At 35.7% G+C, this 23,477-nt stretch carries 18 protein-coding genes and 1 other RNA gene; 9 read left to right on the plus strand and 10 right to left on the minus strand.

Annotated elements, in window-relative coordinates; genetic code table 11:
- Nucleotides 1-121 precede the first annotated feature (121 nt).
- The 7 genes from EGI26_RS17420 to EGI26_RS17450 all read left to right on the plus strand — a co-directional run bounded on the left by EGI26_RS17420 (nt 122) and on the right by EGI26_RS17450 (nt 8,040).
- Nucleotides 122-1,504 carry a DUF4403 family protein gene (locus EGI26_RS17420; RefSeq protein WP_255080349.1) on the plus strand — a complete coding sequence of 461 codons (1,383 nt, stop codon included), beginning with the start codon at nt 122-124 and terminating at the stop codon, nt 1,502-1,504.
- A gap of 18 nt (nt 1,505-1,522) precedes the next feature.
- Nucleotides 1,523-1,873: RNase P RNA component class A (gene rnpB / locus EGI26_RS17425), an RNA gene on the plus strand.
- An 80-nt stretch (nt 1,874-1,953) separates the two neighbouring features.
- A complete protein-coding gene (locus EGI26_RS17430; RefSeq protein ID WP_255080350.1) occupies nt 1,954-2,577 on the plus strand; it encodes a 30S ribosomal protein S16 in 624 nt (207 codons plus the stop codon).
- Between the two features lie 63 nt (nt 2,578-2,640).
- On the plus strand, nt 2,641-3,171 hold the full coding sequence (gene rimM, locus EGI26_RS17435) for a ribosome maturation factor RimM (protein ID WP_255080351.1): 531 nt from the start codon (nt 2,641-2,643) through the stop codon (nt 3,169-3,171).
- A gap of 5 nt (nt 3,172-3,176) precedes the next feature.
- On the plus strand, nt 3,177-3,854 hold the full coding sequence (trmD, locus tag EGI26_RS17440; RefSeq protein WP_255080352.1) for a tRNA (guanosine(37)-N1)-methyltransferase TrmD: 678 nt from the start codon (nt 3,177-3,179) through the stop codon (nt 3,852-3,854).
- A gap of 88 nt (nt 3,855-3,942) precedes the next feature.
- Nucleotides 3,943-6,552, plus strand: a complete 2,610-nt coding sequence (gene gyrA, locus EGI26_RS17445) for a DNA gyrase subunit A (RefSeq protein WP_255080353.1) — start codon at nt 3,943-3,945, stop codon at nt 6,550-6,552.
- Between the two features lie 78 nt (nt 6,553-6,630).
- Nucleotides 6,631-8,040 (plus strand): tetratricopeptide repeat protein, encoded by a 1,410-nt coding sequence (locus tag EGI26_RS17450; RefSeq protein WP_255080354.1) that lies wholly within the window; start codon nt 6,631-6,633, stop codon nt 8,038-8,040.
- Nucleotides 8,041-8,405: 365 nt separating this feature from the next.
- Here EGI26_RS17450 and EGI26_RS17455 read toward each other — a convergent pair whose 3' ends face one another.
- Together EGI26_RS17455 and EGI26_RS17460 are read right to left on the minus strand one after the other, a co-directional pair.
- Nucleotides 8,406-8,822 (minus strand): helix-turn-helix transcriptional regulator, encoded by a 417-nt coding sequence (locus EGI26_RS17455; protein ID WP_255080355.1) that lies wholly within the window; start codon nt 8,820-8,822, stop codon nt 8,406-8,408.
- Nucleotides 8,823-9,169: 347 nt separating this feature from the next.
- Nucleotides 9,170-9,988 carry a 2,3,4,5-tetrahydropyridine-2,6-dicarboxylate N-succinyltransferase gene (locus tag EGI26_RS17460; RefSeq protein ID WP_255080356.1) on the minus strand — a complete coding sequence of 273 codons (819 nt, stop codon included), beginning with the start codon at nt 9,986-9,988 and terminating at the stop codon, nt 9,170-9,172.
- A 388-nt stretch (nt 9,989-10,376) separates the two neighbouring features.
- On the opposite strand from EGI26_RS17460, the gene gap reads away from it, so the two are divergent.
- Nucleotides 10,377-11,387 carry a type I glyceraldehyde-3-phosphate dehydrogenase gene (gene gap / locus EGI26_RS17465; RefSeq protein WP_255080357.1) on the plus strand — a complete coding sequence of 337 codons (1,011 nt, stop codon included), beginning with the start codon at nt 10,377-10,379 and terminating at the stop codon, nt 11,385-11,387.
- A gap of 42 nt (nt 11,388-11,429) precedes the next feature.
- Here the strand turns inward: gap and trmB are convergent, their stop codons facing one another.
- Genes trmB through EGI26_RS17495 form a run of 6 tightly spaced genes read right to left on the minus strand, consistent with a single transcriptional unit; the run spans nt 11,430 to nt 20,064 of the window.
- Nucleotides 11,430-12,101: a tRNA (guanosine(46)-N7)-methyltransferase TrmB gene (trmB, locus tag EGI26_RS17470; RefSeq protein ID WP_255080358.1), complete on the minus strand. Its 672-nt coding sequence runs from the start codon at nt 12,099-12,101 to the stop codon at nt 11,430-11,432.
- A gap of 2 nt (nt 12,102-12,103) precedes the next feature.
- On the minus strand, nt 12,104-13,399 hold the full coding sequence (locus EGI26_RS17475) for a folylpolyglutamate synthase/dihydrofolate synthase family protein (protein WP_255080359.1): 1,296 nt from the start codon (nt 13,397-13,399) through the stop codon (nt 12,104-12,106).
- A 6-nt stretch (nt 13,400-13,405) separates the two neighbouring features.
- Nucleotides 13,406-14,365 carry a hypothetical protein gene (locus EGI26_RS17480; RefSeq protein ID WP_255080360.1) on the minus strand — a complete coding sequence of 320 codons (960 nt, stop codon included), beginning with the start codon at nt 14,363-14,365 and terminating at the stop codon, nt 13,406-13,408.
- A 12-nt stretch (nt 14,366-14,377) separates the two neighbouring features.
- Nucleotides 14,378-15,358: an SPOR domain-containing protein gene (locus EGI26_RS17485; protein WP_255080361.1), complete on the minus strand. Its 981-nt coding sequence runs from the start codon at nt 15,356-15,358 to the stop codon at nt 14,378-14,380.
- 12 nt (nt 15,359-15,370) lie between these two features.
- On the minus strand, nt 15,371-17,071 hold the full coding sequence (locus EGI26_RS17490; protein ID WP_255080362.1) for a hypothetical protein: 1,701 nt from the start codon (nt 17,069-17,071) through the stop codon (nt 15,371-15,373).
- Nucleotides 17,071-20,064, minus strand: coding sequence for a tetratricopeptide repeat protein (locus EGI26_RS17495; RefSeq protein WP_255080364.1), 2,994 nt, complete (start codon nt 20,062-20,064; stop codon nt 17,071-17,073). The genes EGI26_RS17490 and EGI26_RS17495 overlap by 1 nt, the downstream gene beginning before the upstream one ends.
- A gap of 155 nt (nt 20,065-20,219) precedes the next feature.
- On the opposite strand from EGI26_RS17495, the gene EGI26_RS17500 reads away from it, so the two are divergent.
- Nucleotides 20,220-22,034 carry a M61 family metallopeptidase gene (locus EGI26_RS17500; RefSeq protein WP_255080365.1) on the plus strand — a complete coding sequence of 605 codons (1,815 nt, stop codon included), beginning with the start codon at nt 20,220-20,222 and terminating at the stop codon, nt 22,032-22,034.
- 34 nt (nt 22,035-22,068) lie between these two features.
- Here EGI26_RS17500 and dapB read toward each other — a convergent pair whose 3' ends face one another.
- Complete coding sequence (gene dapB / locus EGI26_RS17505; RefSeq protein WP_255080366.1) at nt 22,069-22,785, minus strand: 4-hydroxy-tetrahydrodipicolinate reductase; 717 nt, start codon at nt 22,783-22,785, stop codon at nt 22,069-22,071.
- 2 nt (nt 22,786-22,787) lie between these two features.
- Entirely contained in the window at nt 22,788-23,477 is a 690-nt protein-coding gene (locus EGI26_RS17510) for a DUF5683 domain-containing protein (protein ID WP_255080367.1), read from the minus strand.

Consider the following 23,477-nt stretch of genomic DNA (forward strand, 5'->3'; position numbering starts at 1 on the left):
TTGTATAATATTGATTTTTTTTACGAACTATAATTTTGTAGAAATGAAAAAAATGTTTGTAGGCTAAATTTTATGGTGTTTTAAAACGTTTTGTATTTTTGCATTAAATAATAAGATTCAATTGAATAAAGTATTAAGTATTTTTCTGCTTCTGTGTTTTAAAAGTGTATTTTCTCAAACCAACCTTCCACAGCCGACCATTCCTGAGAAACCAGTGGTTTTTGAGAAAAAGCCATCCATCATAAGTATTCCTATTGACATTTCGATAGAAGATTTGCAGAGTAAAATCAATTCAGGAATGCCGAATCTGATTTACGAAGACAATAGTTTTGAGGATAATCAAAATGATGAACTTAAAGCCAAGGTGTGGCGAAAAGGGAATTTGATATTTACGAGTGTGGTCAATGATGTACTAACCTACGAAGTGCCTTTGAAAGTTTGGGCACAAAAAAGAATTTCGGTTTTAGGTGTATCTCAGGCTCCAGCTACTGAGTTTGAACTCAAGCTCAAATTCTCCTCAAAATTTGGAATTACATCAGACTACAGTATTCAAACCATCACCAATGGTCTTGGTTATGAATGGATTACGAAGCCAGTTTTGAAGTATTCTTATGTAGAAATACCGATTGGGCCAGTAATTGGCAAACTCATCAGTAATAATTTGGCCACTTTTGCAAAGCAAATAGACCAAACGATTAAAGATAATTACTCGTTGAAACCTTATGTGATAGAAGCGTGGAATACTGCTCAAAAACCTTTTTTGGCATCCGAAGAATACAATACTTGGGTTAAATTAGAGCCTTTGGATGTCTATTTTACGCCTTTAAAAGCAGTGGGCAAAAGCTTGAAATCTACCTTTGGTCTAAAAATATTTGTGGAAACTTTAGTTGGAACGCCAATCTACACGCCCAAGCAAATTCTTACGATTCCCAATCTTAAGTCCGTATCATCTATTTCGGATGTATTTGAAGTTCAACTTTTCAACGTGATTTCCTTTGAAGAAGCCACCAAAATAAGTAGGAATATGTTTTTGGGACAAGTGTACGACTTCAAAAATGGCAAATACAAAATAGAAGTTACAGATCTGGAAATAAAACCTGATGGAGAATATCTTTCGTTGGTCACCACCACCAAAGGAAGCTTCAAGGGGCAAATATTCTTGAAAGGTATACCTGTTTATGACCCATTGAAGAAATTGGTGGTTTTGACTAAAACTGAATTAGACATAAAGACCAAAAATGTTTTGCACAAAGCAGGTGCCTGGCTTTTGGAAGGTACTCTAGAAAAGAAAATTGAAAGTGAGTTTGGTCTACCAGTAACTGACATTATCGAATTTGGCAAACAATCAGTTTTACAAACCATAAACTCGGAGATTTCGAAAGGCATAAAAATGAAGGGAGAAATATTTTCCGTAGTTCCTGATCAAGTCAAAGTTGCTGAAAATGGAATTCTTGCAACTGTCATTGCAAAAGCAAAGGTAGAATTAGTTGTAAAAGGAATGTAAAAGCCCTAAATTGCAGTCGAAATAAGCTGACCTATCGCCAGATTATTTATAATTTGGAGGAAAGTCCGAACAACACAGAGCATCATGCTACTTAACGGGTAGGGGAGAATTCGTTCTCTACAGATAGTGCCACAGAAAATTACCGCCATATTTCGGTGTGGTAAGGGTGAAAAGGCGGTGTAAGAGACCACCGGTAGACTTGTAAAACGATACGCATAGGTAAACCTCATGAGTTGAAAGACCAAATAAACCGACGTTAAAGGGTAGCTCGCTCAAGTCGGAGGGTAGGTTGATAGAGGTTTTGAGTAATCAATTCCCTAGATAAATGATAGGATAGAACAGAATTCGGCTTATTAGCTTATTTCATTTTGTATTTTAAAAAATAATAACTAATTTTGCACTCCAAATTTAAAATAGGGACGGGTTCCCATTAATAAAATAACAAGCAAATGGCAGTTAAAATTAGATTAGCAAGAAGAGGTCGTAACAAAATGCCTATTTACGACATCGTTGTTGCAGATGCTCGTGCACCACGTGATGGTAGATTTATCGAGAAATTGGGTCAATACAACCCACATGCTACACCAGCAATCGTTACATTGAAAAATGACAGAGCATTGTACTGGTTACAAGTAGGAGCTCAACCAACAGATACTACAAGAAAAATCTTGAGTGTTAATGGTGTGATGTTCAAAAAACACCTTCAGATTGGTGTTGACAAAGGTGCGATCACGCAAGAGCAAGCAGACGCTAAGTTTGAGACTTGGTCTAAAGCGAAAGAAGAAATTAGATCGCAAAAAATTGCGAAATTGAACTCTTCAAAAGAGGCTACTAGGTCAGCAGCATTTGATGCAGAACGTAAGAAAAAAGAAGACAAAGTGGCTGCAATTGCAAAAGCAGAGGCGGACTTAATCGCTGCTTCGGCTCCAGTAGTGGAAGAAGAAGTGGTTGAAGCTGTAGCTGAAGAAACAGCAGTTGAAGAAGTTGTAGTTGAGACTCCTGCAGTTGAAGAAGCTCCAGCAGCAGAAGTTGCTCCTGAGGCAGCGGCAGAAGAAACTCCAGCAGCAGAATAATTGCCTTAAAAGCATTCAATAATAATCCTCGCTCAAACGGCGGGGATTTTTTTTAGTTAAAATATGCAGAAATCAGAGTGTTTTTCTTTAGGTAAAATTACCAAACCTCACGGATTGAAGGGAGAGGTTACGATATGGCTAGACGTGGACGTTCCAGAAAATTATATTGGACTGGATGCCCTTTTTTTAGAAATAAAAGGGCAGTTGGTGCCGTTTATTATTGAGGAATTGCAGGTTAGAGGCAAAAAATCTATTGTCAAGTTTGAAGATATCAATACCATTGAGGCTACTGAAATGATCATTGATGCAGAGGCTTATTTACCTGTAAAAAAATTACCAAAACTCAAGGGTAAGCAGTTTTACTATCACGAGGTCATTGGGTACAAAATATTTGATAATACTACCCAGAAAGATTTAGGAGAACTCAAGGCTATATACGAAAGCACCGGACAGGATCTTTTTGCAGTAGATATCAATGAGTCTGAGGTTTTGATTCCTATTGTCGATGATTTTTTAGACTTGGTAGATCATGCCACTAAACAAATAAATGTATCACTTCCTGATGGCTTATTAGATATTTATTTAAATCAATAAGATTTATGAAAATCGATATTATATCTTGTCAGCCAGGTTTAATTGATGGCTTTTTTTCTCAATCAATAGTAAAAAACGCAATCCAGAACAATTTTGTAGAAATAAACACACACGACCTCAGGCCATTTGGTAATGGCAATTATCGACAAATAGATGATTATCAGTATGGAGGCGGAGCTGGGATGGTTTTAATGATAGAACCACTTGCAAAACTCATAAGACAACTTCAAGAAAAAACAACATACGATCAAGTAATTTATCTAACTCCCGACGGAAAAACGCTAAATCAAAAGTCAGTCAATAAGCTATCTTTATCAAAGAATTTATTGATGATTTGTGGGCATTATAAGGGAATAGATGAAAGAGTTAGAGAGCTTTTTGTAACTCAAGAAATCTCCATTGGTGATTATGTACTTTCTGGTGGAGAAATTGCTGCAGCAGTGCTTACGGATGCTATTGTTAGGTTGATTCCTGGAGTTATAAACGACGAAACATCCGCACTAACAGATTCATTTCAAGATGATTTACTCGCACCACCCGTTTATACCCGCCCAGCAGACTTTGAAGGCACGAAAGTACCTGAGATTTTGATGTCAGGTAACGAGAAGTTAATCAACGATTGGCGACTCGAAAAATCTATCGAAAGAACCACCCAAAGGAGGCCCGATTTATTGACAAAATGATTGCATATTTTGAGAGAAATTTGTATTTTTGAAAGAAATTAAAAGAATCTTAATTACTAAATATTTTTAGAATCCTTCACCCCAATTTATGGCAGAAGAAAGCGAAAATCAAGAGTCAGGTGCCGGAATCCACGGTACAATTATCCCAATCAATATAGAGGATGAAATGAGGGGAGCATACATTGATTATTCAATGTCAGTAATTGTTTCCCGTGCATTGCCAGACGTAAGAGATGGTTTCAAGCCCGTGCACAGAAGAGTCCTTTACGGAATGTCAGAGTTAGGCGTTTTTCACAATAGACCTTATAAAAAATCAGCCCGTATTGTAGGAGAAGTTTTGGGTAAATATCACCCGCATGGCGACTCGTCCGTTTATGATACCATGGTAAGAATGGCCCAGCCGTGGTCTTTGAGGTATCCATTGGTCGATGGCCAAGGAAACTTCGGTTCTGTGGATGGTGACTCACCAGCAGCCATGCGTTACACAGAAGCACGTTTGCGTAGAATAGCAGAAGAAATGCTGGCCGATATCAACAAAGAAACGGTTGATTTCCAACCCAACTTTGATGATTCACTTACTGAACCATCGGTACTTCCAGCTAGAATTCCAAATTTGTTGCTCAACGGTACATCAGGTATTGCTGTAGGTATGGCCACAAACATGGCTCCACATTGCCTCAACGAAGTGGTCGATGGTATAACGGCCTACATAGAGAATCCAGAAATTGAGATTGAAGAATTGATGCACCATATCAAAGCCCCTGATTTCCCAACTGGCGGTATTATCTATGGTTATAGTGGTGTAAAATCAGCCTTCGAAACAGGAAGAGGAAGAATCGTTATCAGGTCTGTTGCTAACTTTGAAGTTTCCAAAACAGGAAAAGAGCAAATCGTTGTGACAGAAATCCCATATATGGTCAATAAGGCCAATATGATAGAGAAAACTGCTCAACTTATCAACGAGAAAAAAATAGAAGGGATCTCAGACCTTAGAGATGAGTCGGATAGAGAGGGTTTAAGAATAGTTTATGACCTCAAGCGTGACGCTGTACCAAATGTAGTGCTCAACAACCTCTACAAATATACCCAGCTTCAGTCTTCATTTAGTATTAACAACGTGGCCTTGGTTAAAGGCAGGCCTGTTACATTAAATCTCAAAGATTTAATAAAATACTATGTGGAACACCGAATGGAAGTGATAACGCGTAAAACGCAGTTTGAACTTAAAGAGGCAGAGAAAAGAGCCCACATTTTAGAAGGTTTATTGATTGCACTGGATCATTTAGACCAGGTAATTGCCTTAATCAGAGGTTCAAAAGACCCAGACGAAGCAAGAGCAGGATTGATGTCAAACTTCAGTTTGTCTGAAATTCAAGCCAGAGCAATTCTCGACATGAGATTGCAAAGATTGACAGGACTTGAGCGTGACAAAATCACTGAAGAGTACAAGCAAATCAAAGAATTAATAGACGAATTGAACTCAATCTTGGCTTCTGAAGAGAAGAAAAAAGAAATCATTAAGACTGACCTTCAAGACCTTAAGGCCAAGTTTGGCGATCCTCGTAGATCAAAGATTGAAATGGTAGGAGGGGAGTTTAATATCGAAGATATGATTCCTGACGATGAAATGTTGGTGACAGTTTCGAGTCAAGGATATATCAAAAGAACCAATCTCGCTGAATATAAAACACAAGGTAGGGGTGGTACCGGTTCTAGAGGTGTAAAAACCAAAGACGAAGATTATACTGAGCATTTGTTTATGGCCACAAACCACAATTATTTACTATTTTTCACAGAAAAAGGTAAGTTGTTCTGGCTGAGGGTATTTGAAACTCCTGAAGGAAACAAAACTTCGAAAGGAAGAGCTATTCAGAACCTCATAAACATTGAGTCGGACGATAAAATCAAGGCAGTTTTAAATGTTAAAACATTGACTGACGAGGATTATATCAAAAACAACTATATCGTGATGTGTACCCAAAAAGGCACTGTCAAGAAAACATTGCTGGAATTGTACTCACGTCCACGTCAAAATGGTATCATAGCTATCAACATCAACGACGGTGACACATTGATAGACGTTGCTTTGACAAACGGAAGTGATTACATCATAATAGCCGCAAGCCAAGGTAAGGCAGTTCGTTTCCATGAAGCAGGTATCAGACCAATGGGACGAGGTGCCACAGGCGTAAGAGGTATTTCTCTTGCTGAAAATGATTATGCCATAGGTATGATATGTGTAGGTAGAGAAGATGCCCAGCTTCTAGTCGTTTCAGAGAATGGTTTTGGAAAACGTTCAGATATAGAAGATTACCGAATCACCTCAAGAGGAGCAAAGGGTGTTAAAACTCTTAATATCACAGATAAAGTGGGTAACTTGGTAGCCATCAAAGAGGTGACAGATGAAGATGACTTGATGATAATTACCAATAGAGGAATTGCAATTAGAATTCACGTTTCAGATCTCCGGATTATGGGCAGAAATACGCAAGGTGTAAAACTTATCAAACTAAGTGATAAAGACGGTATTGCCTCTGTAACCAGAATTGTAAGAGAAGAAGATGAAGAAGAGATTGTAGAAGGTGAGGCGACTGTGGTAGAAGAGGGCACAGAAACAATTATTACAGACACTGTTGCTCCTGAAAACAATGCCGACGAATCATCCGAAGAAGAATCTTCAGAGGAGACTGAAAATTAATGAATTGTTAAATTAAAGAATAAAATAAACTTAGTTGTATTTATAAGTCTAATGATAAACAAAACTCGATATCAAAAAATGAAAAAACTTATTTTAGCCTCAATTGTAGGGTTTGCTTCCCTCAATGCTTCTGCTCAGGCAGATCCTATGAAAGAACTTATGTGTAAAGGGTATACAGATGCCATAGATAAGGGTATAAAGAATACGCAAAACCCGAAGCAGAGTGGGAAAAGTGCTACTTGGGTAAAGCTGGGTGATGCTTATCTAGACCTTGGATTGAGCTGTGGCACTGACTCTTCAGCAACTCAAAAAGCCTATGATACTTACCTGAAAGCTTTAGAAGTAGAGAAAGCTGCAGGTGGCAAAAAAGCTAAAGAGATTGAAGAAATTTTAAAGTCAAAAAGACTTGGTGATGGATTCTTGCAACAAGGTGCTGCATATTACAATTCTAAAAACATGGTAATGGCAGGCAAATTCTTTGGACAAAGTTCAAAAATTAATGACAAAGATTCTACTTCAGCTTTGTATGCTGGTATTGTTGATCAATCATTGGGCAACAACGCAGCAGCAATTCAAAGCTTCAAGACCTATTTTGCCAATGGAGGAAAAGATCCTGCTGTATTTTATAGCTTGGCTCAAATCTATAAAATAGAGAAGAAGTTTCCTGAGGCGGTAGAAATACTGAAGAAAGGAGCGGAGATACATCCAAATGATAAAGATTTGAAAAATGAAATTATCAACACTTACATATCTTCCAATAACATCGAAGGAGCCATTAATGATTTGGAGAAAATGGTTGCCGCCGATGGAGGAAAGAATAGTATGAATATGTCCAACTTGGCTTTATTGTATGATAGTAAATCTCAAGAGATAAATAATGATATACAAAAGATAAAAGACAAACTTTCAAAAGGAAGTACAGACGACTTAGAAAAGAAACTTTTGTCAGAGAAAGACAAACTTTCTATTTACGAAGGGGAAATTGTAACCCTTACAGCTAAAATGAAGAAAGAGCCAAAAACTGCTGCTGCTACCAAGAAAAGAATTGCGGAAGTAACTAGTCAAAAAGTAGCAATTGAGGAGGGTATAGCCAAAATTAATGGCGAAATTGAAAGCAAAAAAGCAAGTATGTCGGGTAATTCTGACGCGGCAAAACTTCCAGCTCTTGAGGCTAAGTTTAAAGAACTGAAAGAAAAAGCTCTTTCATATTATAAGAGAACTTTGGAAATTGATCCAAATAATTATGATGCAAACTTCAATTTAGCGGTTTTGTATTTCAACGAAGCTGTAGAAACCAAAAGAGCCGTAGATGCTATGGATATGAAAACTTTTCAAGCCGAAGGTAAAGCGATAGAAACAAAAGCTTGTGAGCAATTCAATACCTCAAAGCCATATTTTGACAAATGTAAATCTCTGAAATCAGATGATGAGGCAGTTTCGGAGAATTTAAAAAATCTAGAAAGAATATTGGAGCAGTGTAAAAAGTAAAAATAAAGCCACTCTAGAAGGGTGGCTTTATTTTTAGAATATCTATTTAACATAATATAAATTATACAACAAATATAAATACACATTTCATAGTCTCATATACCGATTTCAAGAAAATATGAAAATAGTGAAATAATTTGAGACAGCTTCTTCAGTCAGATTTGACAATCAGAAAAAAGTAAAAGGAATTTTATTGCACAAGAAAATAGTTAAGACTATACACTTTAAAGCATATCGCTTTAGCTTCTAAAATTTTTTGCGACGAATGCACAAATACTTTTTCGAATGATTTTTTTTATTTCGTGGCAATTCTCAATTAATGGACTTCAAGTCCGTAAGGTTAATTTTTAGCATTGTGAAAAAAATTAGGATGGATCGAAAGTGCTGAAAGTATTGTCAGAATAAAACACGACTATTTTTTGAATACTTTTATTGCCATTTTTAAAGGCTTGAGAATTCAATATTTCTGCGTCATTGTCAGGGGATTTATTTTCATTCGATTCTCGTGAAGAATAAAAACCACTAAAAAGTGCGTTAAAGTCTTTATTTTTAACAATTTGAGCCACAATATCCATGTCTAAATCTTCGTCATCAGAAATCCAATTAAAGCCCAATTCAGGAAACTTAGAGACAATCTTCTGGATTATCTCCAAACTAGCCTTATTTCTGCCAGAAAGTATGTGACTTATGATTGGCCGATTCACGCCGATGTAATCAGCAAACCTTGTTGAGGTCAATCCTAGGCCAATTATTAATGCCTCTATTTTATCTCTTAAGCTCATATTTACAAAAGTAAACTAAAAAATATATTACAATTCTAAACCATTTTTACAAATGTAAATCATTAAGTTTACATTTGCAAATAATCAACAATTAACATTTGTAATTTATAACTTATTTATTATTAGTTAGATATAAATATTCTAAGAGTAAGGTTTTTGAATAAAAGGGAGCCAAAAAAATATTTAGGAAAAAGTTTGGATTCTAATTAAGAAAGAATTTACATTTGTATAGACTTATATGCTTTCACTCATAAAAACGTGCTACATAATCTACTCAATGATTAACAAAAAAGGGCTATCAATCCAATGATGCCCTTTTTTTGTGCCTAAAATAGAGTTCTTATAGCTTATACAGTAACATTATTTTCTCTCAAAGCCTCATTAAGCGAAGTTTTAAGGTCTGTACTTTCCTTTCTTTTGCCGATAATTAAAGCACAAGGTACGCCGTAATCGCCCGCAGGGAACGATTTAGTGATGGTTCCTGGTATAACAACAGAGTTTTCAGGAACAAATCCAATGTATTGAACTGGCTCTGGACCAGTTACATCTATTATTTTTGAACTGCCTGTAATGGTTACACCCGCACCAAGCACAGCTCTTTTAGATATATGAGCTCCTTCAACCACAATACACCTAGAACCGATAAATGCACCATCTTCAATAATTACAGGCGAGGCTTGAGCAGGTTCTAATACACCTCCTATACCCACACCGCCACTTAAATGCACATCTTTGCCAATTTGAGCACAGCTGCCTACAGTAGCCCAAGTATCCACCATAGTGCCGCTATCCACATAAGCACCGATGTTCACATAGCTCGGCATCAAGATTACTCCAGGTGCTATATATGATCCATAACGTGCAACGGCTGGCGGAACTACACGCACACCCAATGCTTTGTAATTATTTTTTAATTGCATTTTATCGTGAAATTCAAAAATACCAACTTCTTGAACTTCCATCTGTCTCAAAGGAAAATACAAAATAATTGCCTTCTTAACCCATTCGTTAGTAACCCACTTGTCTTCACTATTTTTATTAGCAACTCTTAGTTCCCCATCATTTACTAATTTTACTACTTCGTTTATTGCATTTACTACAGCAGCATCCTTTAATTGCTCGCGATTTTCCCAAGCCGCCAAAATGATCTTTTCCAATTCTTTCATTTGTAAAAATTATAGAAATTAATTATTGATTAATACTCAGCCAAAAATGACATAAAACACTGATTTAGTTTCGTTAATGCCTTGAAAAATAGCAAAATGCTGCATTTTAGAAATTATAGATTACTAAGCCAAATTTTATTCTGTTTTAGACTATTAGAATACAAATATAAAAAAAGAGCATTAGTAAATATCATTAGTATTTAAGTAATTTTGACACTATTTTTATTAGCAATATCTCCCCTGCTTAGTAATTGTACTTATCTAGATTTTAATTGTAAAATTTTGTACTACATTGAAGTCTTTCTTTAAAATATTAGGTCTTAAATTGTTATTGGTATATATTATTTATAATTTTGCATATCTTTTTTTTACAAAAAAATTATAACGAATGAAGAACGTCAAAGTAGCAATTAATGGTTTTGGTCGCATTGGTAAACTAGTTTATCGTCAGATATACAACATGGAAGGCATCGATGTGGTAGCCATTAACGATTTAACTAGCCCTAAAACATTGGCTCATTTACTAAAATACGATACAGCCCAAGGTCGTTTCGACGAGAAAGTTGAAGCAACTGACAGTGCAATTATCGTAAACGGTGAGACAATTAATATTTATGCACAAAGAGATCCTTCGTTGATTCCTTGGGGTGAGCATGATGTAGATGTAGTATTAGAATGTACAGGTTTCTTTACAAGCGTAGAGTCTGCTTCGGCACACTTAAAGGCTGGTGCTAAGAAAGTTGTGATTTCTGCTCCAGCAACAGGCGACTTGAAAACGATTGTTTTCAATGTAAACCATGATGTTTTGGACGGTTCGGAGACCATAATTAGTGGTGCATCTTGTACAACTAACTGCTTGGCACCTATGGCACAAGTTTTAGAGAAAGAATATGGTATTATAAATGGTTTGATGACTACGGTTCACGCCTACACCAACGACCAAAATACACAAGATTCTCCTCACGCCAAAGGAGATTTGAGAAGAGGTAGAGCTGCTGCACATAACATAGTACCTAACAGTACTGGGGCGGCAAAAGCAATCGGTTTGGTATTACCTAGCTTGAAAGGTAAATTGGACGGATCTGCTCAGAGAGTTCCTACACTTACAGGTTCATTGACAGAATTGACTGCCATAGTAGGAAAAAATACTACAGTTGCCGAAATTAATGCTGCTATGAAAGCTGCTGCCAACGAAAGTTTTGGATACACTGAAGATGAAATAGTAAGTAGCGACATCATCGGAATCAGCTATGGTTCATTGTTTGATGCTACTCAAACTAAAGTTTCAGCTGTTGGTGATACACAATTGGTAAGAGTTGTTAGCTGGTATGACAACGAAATGTCTTACGTTTCACAGTTGGTTCGTACAGTTAAATACTTTGCAGGATTGATTAAATAATCACTTTTTCGAAGAAAAATATAGTTCATAAAAAAAGCCTCTTTACGAGGCTTTTTTTATGAGTTTTGCTTTTAGATAATGGATTGTAGCTCCTTTTTCGTTAAATAATTTTTCGTAATGTGTGACAATATCAAAGTGACCTTCTCTCAAATCGGAGTTGTATAAATCGTCAGTATAATCCAGCAGTTCAAATTCTGGATCTGCCTTGATGACTTCTAAAGAATAATCAAAAAGAAACTCGCTATCGGTCTTTAAATGGAAAATTCCTTCGTTTTTTAAGTAGATTTTATATATATCTAAAAACTTTTGATTAGTAAGCCTTCTTTTTTCTTCCTTGTCTCTTGGCTGCGGATCTGGGTGAACTAGCCAGATTTCATCTATCTCTTCAGGTTCAAAAAACTCGTCTAAGTATTGAATGCCGGTTCTAAGAAAAGCCACATTGGACAAATTCAAATCCATTGCCTTTTTACTTCCTCTGGCTATTCTATCTCCTTTTATATCAACTCCAATAAAATTGACATCTGGAAATTGTTTGCTTAAACCCACGGTATATTCTCCTTTTCCACAGGCCAATTCAACGGTAATGGGATTCGAATTTTTAAAAAAAACTTCATTCCATTTACCTTTTATGGAAGTATAAAGTTCTTTACCTCTTTCTATTACATTATCTGCAATGATATTATGCTCAAATCGATGTTGTTTCTTCCTTGACAAATCTATAAATTATTTAATTCTGCTACTAAATAGGTACTTCCGCCCACAAATATAATATCTTTTGGCTCAGCGATTGTTTTTACGTGTTCTAAAGCTTCATTGACATCAGAATAAATATTTGACATCAACCCATATTTTGAAGCTTCAGATTGCAATTCTAAAGGTTTTAAGGCTCTAAAAGAATCAAATGTCGTAAAATGATATTCTGCATCTTTTGGAAATAAGCTCAAAACTTTTTCAAGATCCTTGTCTTTTACAAATCCCAAAATAAAATGAATTTTAGTTTTTCTGAAAGCCATTAACTTTCCAATCGTAATCTTCAAAGCATGATCATTGTGCCCTGTATCACAGATTGTCAAAGGATTTTCATCTAAAATCTGCCATCTGCCTTTCAATTGTGTATTTATTACGACATTTTCTAATCCAGCAGAAATATTAGCAAAAGAAATACCTAATCCTAATTTAGTTAGTAATTTAATTGCTTGTATTACTCCCAGAATGTTCTGCTTTTGGTACTCTCCTACTAAGCCCGAGGTAACTTTGTACTTTTCTTGATTTTCGGTATCCAAAATCTCTAATTCCAATGAAAGTAAAGTACTTTTTTCGGACGTTATTTGAAGCTTTTCTTCTGCTAAGTATAGCGGAGCATTCTTTGAAAGTGCCTCATTCTGGAATACCGAAAAGGTTTCTGAGTGGTATTCTGAAATAACCACCGGTATTTGTTGCTTTATAATACCAGCTTTTTCAAATGCTATTTTAGACAAAGTATCTCCTAAAATATCCATGTGGTCATATCCTATATTAGTAATTAGAGAGAGTAAAACATTACTAATTATGTTAGTAGAGTCGTATCGCCCTCCTAGCCCAACCTCAACGACTGCTATATCTACTTTTTCAATACTAAAAAGTTTGAATGCTATTGCTACTGAGAGTTCAAAAAATGAAGGATTAATTTTTTGAATTAATTCTGAGTGATTCTCAACGAAATCAACTATGAAGCTTTCGTCGGCCATTTTGCCGTTTATTCTGAATCTCTCTCTGTAGTCTTTAAGGTGTGGTGAAGTGTACAATCCAACCTTGTATCCGCTTTCTATTAATATAGAGGCCAAAAAATGAGAACTGCTACCCTTTCCATTTGTCCCAGCTATGTGGATACTTTTGAAATCGTTTTGTGGATTTCCTAAAGCTTCTAGTAGGCTTATTATATTGGTGAGTTTAGGCTTTAAAGCTTTTTTTCCAATTTTTTGAAATACCGGCAGTTGCGAATATAAATAATCTATAGTTTCAGAATACGTCATGGTATGTTATGCCCCTCTCGTAATATTGATGGTAATAGTACCATTAGAGTTTCCGTTTGGATTGCCCTCAGGAATGAGGTTTGCTTTAAGTTTTCTTTTTATCTGATCTTTGTAATAGTTTGTAATAGAGGGGCTTAAAGAACTTTCCAATACAGAAATTGCAATCACTTCACCAGTTTCGTCAATTACTACTTTAAATCGGATTCTACCTGTTTCACTAGAATTGTCTTTTGGAATATTCAGAGGACCTTTGTTTTTCCATCCAGAAATACTCACTGAAGCTCCGCTACTTCCGCCACCTTTTCCTGGGTTACCGTATAAACTTTTACCATCTAAAGTGCCCCTAGGATCACCTTTATCACCTACTTCTCCAGGTTTTCCGTCTCCATTGTTATTACCACCAACGCCTGATTTTGTGCCCGTAGTTCCGTTTGAGCCACTTGTTCCTGTGGTTGGTTTCTTGAATAGTGAACCATTGTCAACAGTTCTTTGTGGTTGAGGTGGCGTAGGATTTGCCACAGGTTTTGTAGTAGTTTTTGTCGAATTATCCAATGATGGTTTAGCACTTGGCTTCGCAGTTTCGGAAGGTTTCTTCACCGTTACTTTTGAATCTTCTTCTGCCGTTAGGATTTTCGAAGGTGCAGAAACTGCTTTTACGGGCGGCGTAACAGGTTTGGGTTCGACAGCTTTGATAGGTTTTGACTTACTGACTACCTTATTCTCCTCAGGTTTAACATCATAATTATTTTTAGAAGGATTTGCCTTGTTGGTTGTTTGAATGTCTCCAGAGCCAACCAAATCCACACCATAGTTGAGATCAACTCCCATAGCAATAGGTTCAGCAACCGGCTCGTAGGCTATTTTGATTAAATAAAGTGAAAGTAAAATAAACGAATAAAGTACCACACTAATACCAGCAGCTTTGGCTTGGTATTTATCTTTGTCAATATCTTGTAATGTTTCCACAATCAAATCGATTTAATTATTTTCATAAACGGCTTTTTCTCCCGTTAATTGTTCTATTTTTTGAACAAAATCGTTGGCTTGTTCCTCAGAGTTGGCCGTAACAAACAGTTTATATCTATCTCCAGATTTTCTTACCCTAGCCGGGATTCCGTTTTCAGCCAAATAGGCGGCTAGCTTATCTACATTTTCTTTCACCTTAAAAATACCGATTCCAACAATATGACTGTTACTCGAACTGTCTCTTGAACTTTGATTTTTGATAGTGTCTTTACGCTCATTCTTAGTGTCAGAGTTTCGCTTTTCAACGTCTTCTACTTGTAAATTGGAACCATTGAGTACTTCATTCTGTAAATCTGCTAAAGAATCAATTTCTTCAACCATATTCTTTTTCTCCGACTTATTCTTAAGTGGTTTTATAAATATTGTATAAGCCAAAGTGGTGGTTATTAGAAAAACAGGAACTAAATATAGTAAAATTTTAAAGTAGCTTTTGGTTCTTTTGGGATTTGAGGCTATTTCAGGCTCTTCATTGTCATTTTCTAAAACCTCTATAGGCTTTGCAGAAATCGGTTTTAGAGCTTTAACAAAAACCTCTTCTGGCTTATTAGAAACTACCTTCTGGCTTTGGTTACTTTTTTCTGGGTAAAATACGAGTTCGTGATTTTCATTTTTGAAAAACAGACCTAAGTTTTCGATTTCATATTTTTGCTGTAAAACAATACTAGACCTAAACTTATTCAAGAATTCGTTGTAGTCAGTTTTTAGAAGCTCTTTGGGAAGGTTAACTTTCAAAGAGATTAAACTAAGGAGCTTATTGTCTAAATCTCGGTCAATGAGGTGATTGAATTCTATTTTCTTTTCGGGAAGAACAATTTCACCATTTTTATCGAAATAAGGTTTAGAATATTCAGTCAAAAAAGCACCAATGCCAGGCAAAACAACAAAGTCTTGTTCTAGCACGATATTTACTATTTCTTGCTGAATATTAAACATTATTAGGAATTGTTATAAAGCTACGTTTATGCCAGCAACAAAGTTAAGCCCCAATTGCGGATAATTGTAATATCTCTGATAATTTTGACCTACAATATTATTCAATTTTACGAAAGCTGAAAACTGTTTGCTGAATAAATAGGTAAATTCCGCATTAACATCAATAATATCTTTTAGTTTCACTGGTTGACCAAGCTCAATGTCTTTAGCATAAATGCCTGATATATAGTATAAATCGATGGATGACACTATCTTGTTTGTCAAGGTAAAGGTATTGCCCCAACGGCTCGTAAAGGCTGGTCTGTGATAAGGTTTAGTAAACTTTACGGTTTCATAATAATTGTAATCCAACTTCAGATTTGATTTCCAATTTTCAAAATTAGAATAACCAATCTCTGCAGACACATTTACGAAATCAGTAATAGCGTCTTCGTACTCGGCTTGAAATTTCGTAACATTCACAGGTTGGCCACTTGGTGAATCGGTGAGGCCATCATATTTATTGAAAAAATAGAGGTTTTCATATTTTCCATAAGATATTTTGGTATTAAAGCTTATGCCACTATAAAGTTCACCTCTACTACCAATATAGAAATCTTGATTTTTGTAAGTATTTTTCAAAACTGCTTGCTCCACCAAGAAAGGGTTTTCATTCAAAAATGAGTGCAATGTATTTCGGATAATATCACCGTCAAAACCTATGAAAAAGTAAGTCAAAGATGGCGTTTTGTATGAAATTGACGCTGTTGGATAACCTTTGGTTACATTTATTTTTTCTATTTGCTCAAACTCATTTACAGCTTTGAATCCAATTTTGGCTGAGATTCTCCCAAAGTCAAACCTGAATGCAGGTTCTACACGGTAGAGGTTTCTTTTTCTTACCGGATTGACCTCATAACTATCTGATCGTTGTGTTAAATAAGCTTCTGCGGCCAATAAAGCAGTGATTTTGTCTTCTTTTAATGGAAAATAGGCTTTAAATTGTGTCCCCCAGTCAATTTCCGAAGCTTTGTAATAATCTGAAAGAGATTTTATTCCTGTTGTCAACGAATAGTCAACTTTGGGTTTTGGGTTTGTATTTTCAAAGGTCGCCGAAAAATTATAAAGGTTGATTCTTTGCTTTATATCTGGCTGGGTATAGTCTCTGTGAACCAGTGTATCGTATCCATAGAAATAATAGCCTCGATTTTCGTAGCCCATTTCCATTTTTAGCTCATAATTATTCTGATGATATTTTCCGTCCAATCCAATTTTACTATTGGATGTACCAGAATTCTCTGCCGCAATTGGACCTCTTTTAGTGGAGTTATGAAATCCAGAAATACCGTAAACAAATTTCTTATTTTGGTCAGAGTTGATATAAGTTTCTCCAAAGATTCTTCCGAAGTTTCCTAAGCCAACTTTAAAGTAATTTTTGTAGCCTACCACATCTTCATTATTGTTTTTCTTTGTCACAGGACTTACCACATTTGGAACAAACTTAGTTTCTTCCACAGCCGTTGGTTTTCTGTCAAAAAACGCATATGTCATTTTTTTCTCCTTCTTATCAGTAGTGACAGGAGGAATTTTATCAATTATTCGGTTGGCTTTCGGCAAAACCACTTCTCTATCTTTGGTTATATTTATTTCCTCATTAACTACTGTTTTTTGAGCAAGGAGAGTACCGCTGAGCAAAGAGAAAAATATTACCGAACTTAAATTCTTTACTTTCATTATTTAATGGCTTTTAATTTTTGTTTAGCTGTCTCTATGGTCTCTTTATTTTCAGAATTCTCAATTATTGAATTCAAAGTAGCTTTGGCCATAAAACTGTCATCTTTGGCCAAATAGTTGTCGGCAATCAGCAAGAAGGCTCTTTCGTACCAATATACAAAGTCGGAGAAATCGTTGGCCAGTTCTTGAAGAGACTTTATTGAAGCGTCATATTGTTTTTGTTTGTTAAGCATATCACCCAAAAAATACTTGGCTTCGGCACCTGAAACATCTTTTGCCAAAGCTATCACTGCCTCAAATTCTGTTTTAGCCTGTGCGTTCTCTTTCTTTTGCATGTGGGCCTTAGCTTTGAATAGCATCGCTCTGTTTTTGGCTCCCAGTACCGTATTTCCACCCTCTTGAATGACTTTAGTACTAAATTCAATTACTTTATCGTAATTTCCTTTGAAATAATACGACTTTATCAAACCTTCTTGTGCCAACACAACCTCTCTTTGGTTTGAAGTAGAGCCAGCTACTTGGAGGTAGTTTTGTATGGCATCGTCGTAGTTTTGATTGTCATAATTGATAGAACCAGATCTCATAGCCGACTTTGTCAGAAATTCAACTTGATTGCTTACAATGATCTCGTTGTAATATTTAAGAGCTTCTTTTTTATTTCCCAATAAATAATAAGATTCGGCTAAAAGATAATTTGCTTCACTTGCTGAGGTACTTGTTGGATAGGCTTTCAAGTAACTTTGAAAAGATTGAATCGCCTTATCGTATTTTTCGGCATAGAATAAATCTTTGGCGGAGTCAAATTGTAGGTTTTGTACTGAATTTCCTCCTGGATTGCTCGTTTTAAACTGCTCAGCTATTTCAAAAAACTCCTCACTCCTATTGGTGGCGTTGAGTGACTCCCTGATTCCTAAAAGTGCTTCTTCGGCAAATTCCGTTTTACCAAATTTGTTGATAATCACTTTGTAATCAGAAATTGCTTTGTCATGATTTTGAATATTTGAAAAAGAAAGTGCCCTTTTTAGCAAAACTTGCGGGACTAATACACTGTTTGGCTTCTTTCTTAATAAATCTGTAAAAATAGATACTGCAGAAGCGTAATTGCTCTTGTCCATTTCTAAGACCGCATTTTGAAACAATGCATCGTCTATCAATCTTGACGAACTATATGTTTTTGTGAATTTCTCAAAAACCTCTTTTGATTCACTATCTCTTCCTAAAAACTTCAAAGTAAGGCCTTTTTGATACATGGCATAATCCTTATCTGTTTTATTGATTTGCAAAGCTGTATCATAGCTTTTCAGAGCCTGAGCATAATCTTTGTTAGCTAAGAAACAGTCTCCGAGTCTAACCAATGCATCTTCGTAGTTTTGGCTTAATTCAACTTCGTTTTTAGCTTTTGTTCTGAACTCTTCAAAATAACCTTGTGCTTTCTTGTAGTTTTTCTGGTTGTAAAACAAATATCCGAGACTGTATAAGCTTTTGAGCCTTAATATATTATCGGAAGAATTGATCAGTTCACGATATAATTCTTCAGTACCGGGCTTTTCAAGTTGATAATTTGACTCTGCTTTCCAAAATTTTGCCTGTAAAGCGAGTTTATTGTTAATCGGTTTTGTCAGCGATTTATTAAAATATCCAATAGCACTTTCAAACTTCTCTACATTAAAGTCCAGAACACCTTGATTATAAGTAAGTTTTTGATAAGCCTCGTCTATTTTGGGCGTTCTCCTTGTCAAACCTTCAATGTATGTAATGGCAGATACATAATTGCTGGTTTCAAACAATATCTCGCTTAAAAGCTCATTGGTTTCGTCTATGTACTTTCCTGTTGGATAGGTTTTAATATAGGTTTGTAGATCTGCTGTTGCTTGTTGATTATTTCCTTTTTCTACTAGAACCTTTATATGGTTATAACTGGCCTCTTCTTGAATACTTTTATCGAAATTATTTTTTCTCGCAGCATCAAAAGCTGCCATGGCTGAATTCAAATCACCGCCTCTCAATGAGGCTATTCCTAAATAATATGCAGATTGTTGTCCTAATTCGGTATTTGCAGCAGCAAGACTTTTAAACAAAAGAGCAGCTTTTTCGTAATTTTCTACTTTATAAAGGCTGTAGGCATGTCTGAAAGTAACTTGATCTGATATTGTGCCTCTTCTAAAACCTTTGAATTTTTCATAATATGCCGCAGCTTTTTCAAAGTTATTTTCAAAGAAATGTACTTCTGCTGTCAACAGGCACAACTCATCTATTTTTCTTCCATTCGGATTGGCAATGATTGGTTCTGCATAAGCCAATAATTCATCGTATTTCTTTTGACGATACAAAATTTGAGCAATCCAATTGGGTACTTCAGTTTTGTAAGGATTTACGTTTTCAACTCTTTTTAAATCAATTATTGCTAAATCATAATTCTCATTTTGAAAGTTGATTACTGCAGAATAGTAAGCCGCATTTAATGCATTTGGAGCTACTGTACCTTTTACATAATCAAATTGCTTCAGTGCATTTTTAAAGTCTTTTAATTGATAATGAGCCAAAGCTAGCTGATAGCGAATTTCATAAGTATCCAGATTATCTTGGCGATTGTCAAGTGCTTTTTCGAAATATTTTATAGCACCAGCATAATCACCTTTGTTAAAAAAGCTTTTGGCCAAATCATTGAAAATAAGCTTAGCTTTCGGATGTTCGTGATTTTTTACGACAAATCTCTCCACTTCTATGTCCGCATCTTTGGCTTGAGAATACAACGATGACAAAGCGGAATAATATTCTGCATTGGCGATATTGAATTTATTGGGATTGAGAGATTTTTCTGAGAGCGATACATAAGTATGTAATTCCTTTCTTGCTGCTGCGTATGCTTTTTTCTCAAACAACTCTATACCATTGTTGTAATGAGCCTCTAGCTGCGTGTAGCTTAAGGTATTTTGAGCCGAAATTTGTTGAGCAATTAATCCGAAGAATATTATCAGGAATTTGATTTTCATAAGGGATTTTTCTAGTAAAATTTGTCAAATTTAGGAAATTGTTGGCTTTTTTTCTTAAAAAGCTATTCCTAAATGTCTCAAAAACATTTTTTTGGAACAAAACGTCTAAAAAAATTAAAAATTGTAGATTTGTATAAAATCAAAACTTTTCATCAATGAAATCCAAGAATCTCGCTTTTTTGCTCCTTTTATCCCTTTTTGGAGCTAGAAACACAGTTGCCGCTAATAAAAATGAACCTTTAAAAAATTACAGCATGACTTATGAACTGTCGATGCCCCAACCTAATACCCATTATTTTGAAGTTAAAATAGCTTTGGATTTGTCTGAAAAAAACAAATCTGCGGATTTTGTCGATTTTAAAATGGCCGCTTGGACTCCGGGATCGTATCTAATTAGAGAATATGCCAAAAACGTAGAAGGATTTGAGGCCAATTCATCAAAAAAGAATCTTAAATATCAAAAGACCTCCAAAAATACTTGGCGGGTGTTTTTGGGAGATTCAAAAAAAGTTGAAGTCAAATATAGAGTTTATGCCAACGAATTGAGCGTAAGGAATGCCCATTTGGACGCTTCGCATGGTTATGCCAATGGTGCGGCGGTATTTATGTTTGTGCCAGAATTGATGAATGAAAAGTCCATTTTGGAAGTGGTGCCACATAAATCATTTTCCAAAGTTTCGGTTGCTTTACCTGAAATTTCAAAAAACATTTTCGAAGTTCAGGACTTTGATACTTTGGTAGATAGCCCAATTGAGATTGGAAATCAGGATATTATTGAGTTTGAGAGTATGGGTGTAAAGCATACAATTGCCAATTATTCTTTACAGCCGCTCAACTACGATAAAAAACAAGTGGCCGCTGACTATAAAAAAGTCGTGGAAGCCGCTGCAACAGTGATTGGAGGGCCACATCCTTGTAAAAATTACTTGTTTATTATACATCATTTGCCAGGAATTGGGGGCGGATTAGAACATTTGAATTCTACTACCTGCCAAACCAGTCCCGAAGCTTACGAAAACCGAGATAAATATATTGGTTTTTTAGGATTGATTGCTCATGAGTATTTTCACCTTTGGAATGTAAAAAGACTTCGCCCGGTGGCATTAGGGCCATTTGATTATGAAAGCGAGAATTACACAAACATGCTCTGGGTGTCTGAAGGTTTTACTTCCTACTATCAGCACGATATTTTAAGAAGGGCGGGTTTGATAGATGAAAACAAAATGTTGAGCCAAGTTGCTTATGGTATCAACGCCATTGAGAGTACTTATGGAAATAAAGTACAATCGGTGGCTGAAGCGTCGTGGGATGCTTGGATAAAATATTACAGACCTAACGAAAATTCGAATAATTCAACAGTGTCCTACTACACAAAAGGTGGTGTTATTGCCAATGTTTTGAACATGCTCATTATAGGAGAAACCCATGCTGAAAAATCATTAGATGATGTTTTGAGGCTTCTTTACAAAGATAATTACCTGGCTAAAAATGTGGGTTTTACAGATGCTGAGTTTAAAAAGGCATGTGAAACTGTTTCAGGCAAAGATTTGACTAAGTTTTTTGAAAACTGCATTTATGGAACACAAACCATAGATTATGCGAAGTTTTTTGAAAATGTGGATATTGACGCTACTTTCACGCAAACGCAAAAAGATAAACCTTGGCTGGGTTTGACAATGAGAAATAATACAGTGACAAGAATAGAGCGAGAATCAGGAGCCTATACAAATGGAATTTATGTGAATGATGAAATAGTTCGTGTAGATCAAAAAGCTTTTAGTACTTTGGATGATGCTCTCAGAAATAAGAAAGTTGGCGAGAATATAATGATTGAAGTATTGAGAAGTGGAAATATTTTCGAATACGAAATACCTTTGATTGAAAATCCAAATAAGGGAATTAGGCTTGTTCACAAGAAAACACCAGAAGAACAAGCCAAAAAGAATTACAAAAAATGGCTTCACCTGTAAAGAAAAATGGCCAGAATCAATTTCTGGCCATTTTTTATAAACTCAATAGGTCGTTCATTCCGTAAACACCTTCTTTGTCTTTGAGCCACTCGGCTGCTACAACTGCCCCCAGAGCAAAGCCCAATCGGGTGTAAGCCACGTGTTTTATTTCTATTTCGTCTATTTCAGAAATGTACTTTACAGTGTGCGTACCAGGCACTTTCCCTTCTCTTGATGACCAAATGGCCAGTTCTTCTTTTGCCGCGATTTGATTATTAACCCAAGATTTTTTCGTGGCATTATTGTTCATAATTCCTTCAGCTAGAGTAATTGCTGTTCCACTTGGGGCATCAAGTTTTTCTGTATGATGAATTTCACTGGTAAATATTTCATATTGCTCGTGCGGAGCCATAAGCTTGGCTAAGAGTTCGTTTATTTTAAAGAATAAGTTTACACCTATGCTGTAGTTGCTAGCATAGAAAAACGCAGCCTTTTTTTCAACACAAAGTTGCTCTATTTCTTTTCTGGATTCTAACCAACCAGTTGTGCCACAAACGGCTTTAAGGCCTTTAGACATACAAAATTCCAAATTGGCATAGGCTGAATGTGGTGAACTAAATTCTATGACCACATCAACACTGTCTTTATCAATAAGCTGTTTTTCTGCAGAATTGTTAAGATCAATTTTAAAAACTACTTCATGGCCTCTTTCCAAAGCCACTTTTTCGATAGCCTTTCCCATTTTACCATACCCCAAAAGTGCAATTCTCATTATTATTTAAAATTAAAGGCCATTTTAAAGCCCAATGTTTGATTATTTTCTAAAATACTTGGCGAGATTTTCATGGAAATATCCCTAGAAACATCAAAAGTTTTTAAATGTGCCGATACGTTCGCTTCGATGGCGAAAAGTAGCCATCCAAGGCCTAAACCAACAAAACTCAACTGTTTGTATCGTCTGTATTGGTTGGCAGCGGTTGTGATTAATGTGATAGAATAGGGCCCTGCACCATCAATTTCTCTTTCACTCAATCCTGCGGCCTTCATTTCTACCACATATCCTTTGTATTTTTGGTAAAGCTGATTATTTCTCACAATAAAATAGCCTCCAACTCCTGCTGCTCCATATATTAGTGGCAATTTAAGATAATTTTTATTGGTCATTTGTCCCCAACCAGGCAAAATCATAGACCTAACAAAAGCTATTTTAGGGACATCTTTGGCTGTCAATGAGTCTATTCCAAAGGTCTTTCGAAAGGTATATTTACTATTTTTTCTAAAACTTCTTAATTTCGCACCTCTGGTTGTATCAAATGGCACTACTTTCTTGTTCAAACTGTCAATTTTGGCTTTCGGAATTAGTGTTTTACCAGAAAGGCTGTCATTTTGGGCAAAAGAGTAGTTAGTTCTCAAAAAGAAAACCGTGAGGGTTAAAGCAAGAAATTGTATAGTTTGCTTTATCAA

Origin of the sequence: Lacihabitans sp. CCS-44 (genome assembly GCF_024343735.1) — a bacterium.
Taxonomy (GTDB): Bacteria; Bacteroidota; Bacteroidia; order Cytophagales; family Spirosomataceae; genus Leadbetterella.

Coding starts and splice junctions, on each gene's coding strand:
- EGI26_RS17430 (WP_255080350.1), top strand. CDS start 1,954: ATGGCAGTTAAAATTAGATTAGCAAGAAGAGGTCGTAACAAAATGCCT.
- rimM (WP_255080351.1), top strand. CDS start 2,641: ATGCAGAAATCAGAGTGTTTTTCTTTAGGTAAAATTACCAAACCTCAC.
- trmD (WP_255080352.1), top strand. CDS start 3,177: ATGAAAATCGATATTATATCTTGTCAGCCAGGTTTAATTGATGGCTTT.
- gyrA (WP_255080353.1), top strand. CDS start 3,943: ATGGCAGAAGAAAGCGAAAATCAAGAGTCAGGTGCCGGAATCCACGGT.
- EGI26_RS17450 (WP_255080354.1), top strand. CDS start 6,631: ATGAAAAAACTTATTTTAGCCTCAATTGTAGGGTTTGCTTCCCTCAAT.
- EGI26_RS17455 (WP_255080355.1), bottom strand. CDS start 8,822: ATGAGCTTAAGAGATAAAATAGAGGCATTAATAATTGGCCTAGGATTG.
- EGI26_RS17460 (WP_255080356.1), bottom strand. CDS start 9,988: ATGAAAGAATTGGAAAAGATCATTTTGGCGGCTTGGGAAAATCGCGAG.
- gap (WP_255080357.1), top strand. CDS start 10,377: ATGAAGAACGTCAAAGTAGCAATTAATGGTTTTGGTCGCATTGGTAAA.
- EGI26_RS17475 (WP_255080359.1), bottom strand. CDS start 13,399: ATGACGTATTCTGAAACTATAGATTATTTATATTCGCAACTGCCGGTA.
- EGI26_RS17485 (WP_255080361.1), bottom strand. CDS start 15,358: ATGTTTAATATTCAGCAAGAAATAGTAAATATCGTGCTAGAACAAGAC.
- EGI26_RS17490 (WP_255080362.1), bottom strand. CDS start 17,071: ATGAAAGTAAAGAATTTAAGTTCGGTAATATTTTTCTCTTTGCTCAGC.
- EGI26_RS17495 (WP_255080364.1), bottom strand. CDS start 20,064: ATGAAAATCAAATTCCTGATAATATTCTTCGGATTAATTGCTCAACAA.
- EGI26_RS17500 (WP_255080365.1), top strand. CDS start 20,220: ATGAAATCCAAGAATCTCGCTTTTTTGCTCCTTTTATCCCTTTTTGGA.
- dapB (WP_255080366.1), bottom strand. CDS start 22,785: ATGAGAATTGCACTTTTGGGGTATGGTAAAATGGGAAAGGCTATCGAA.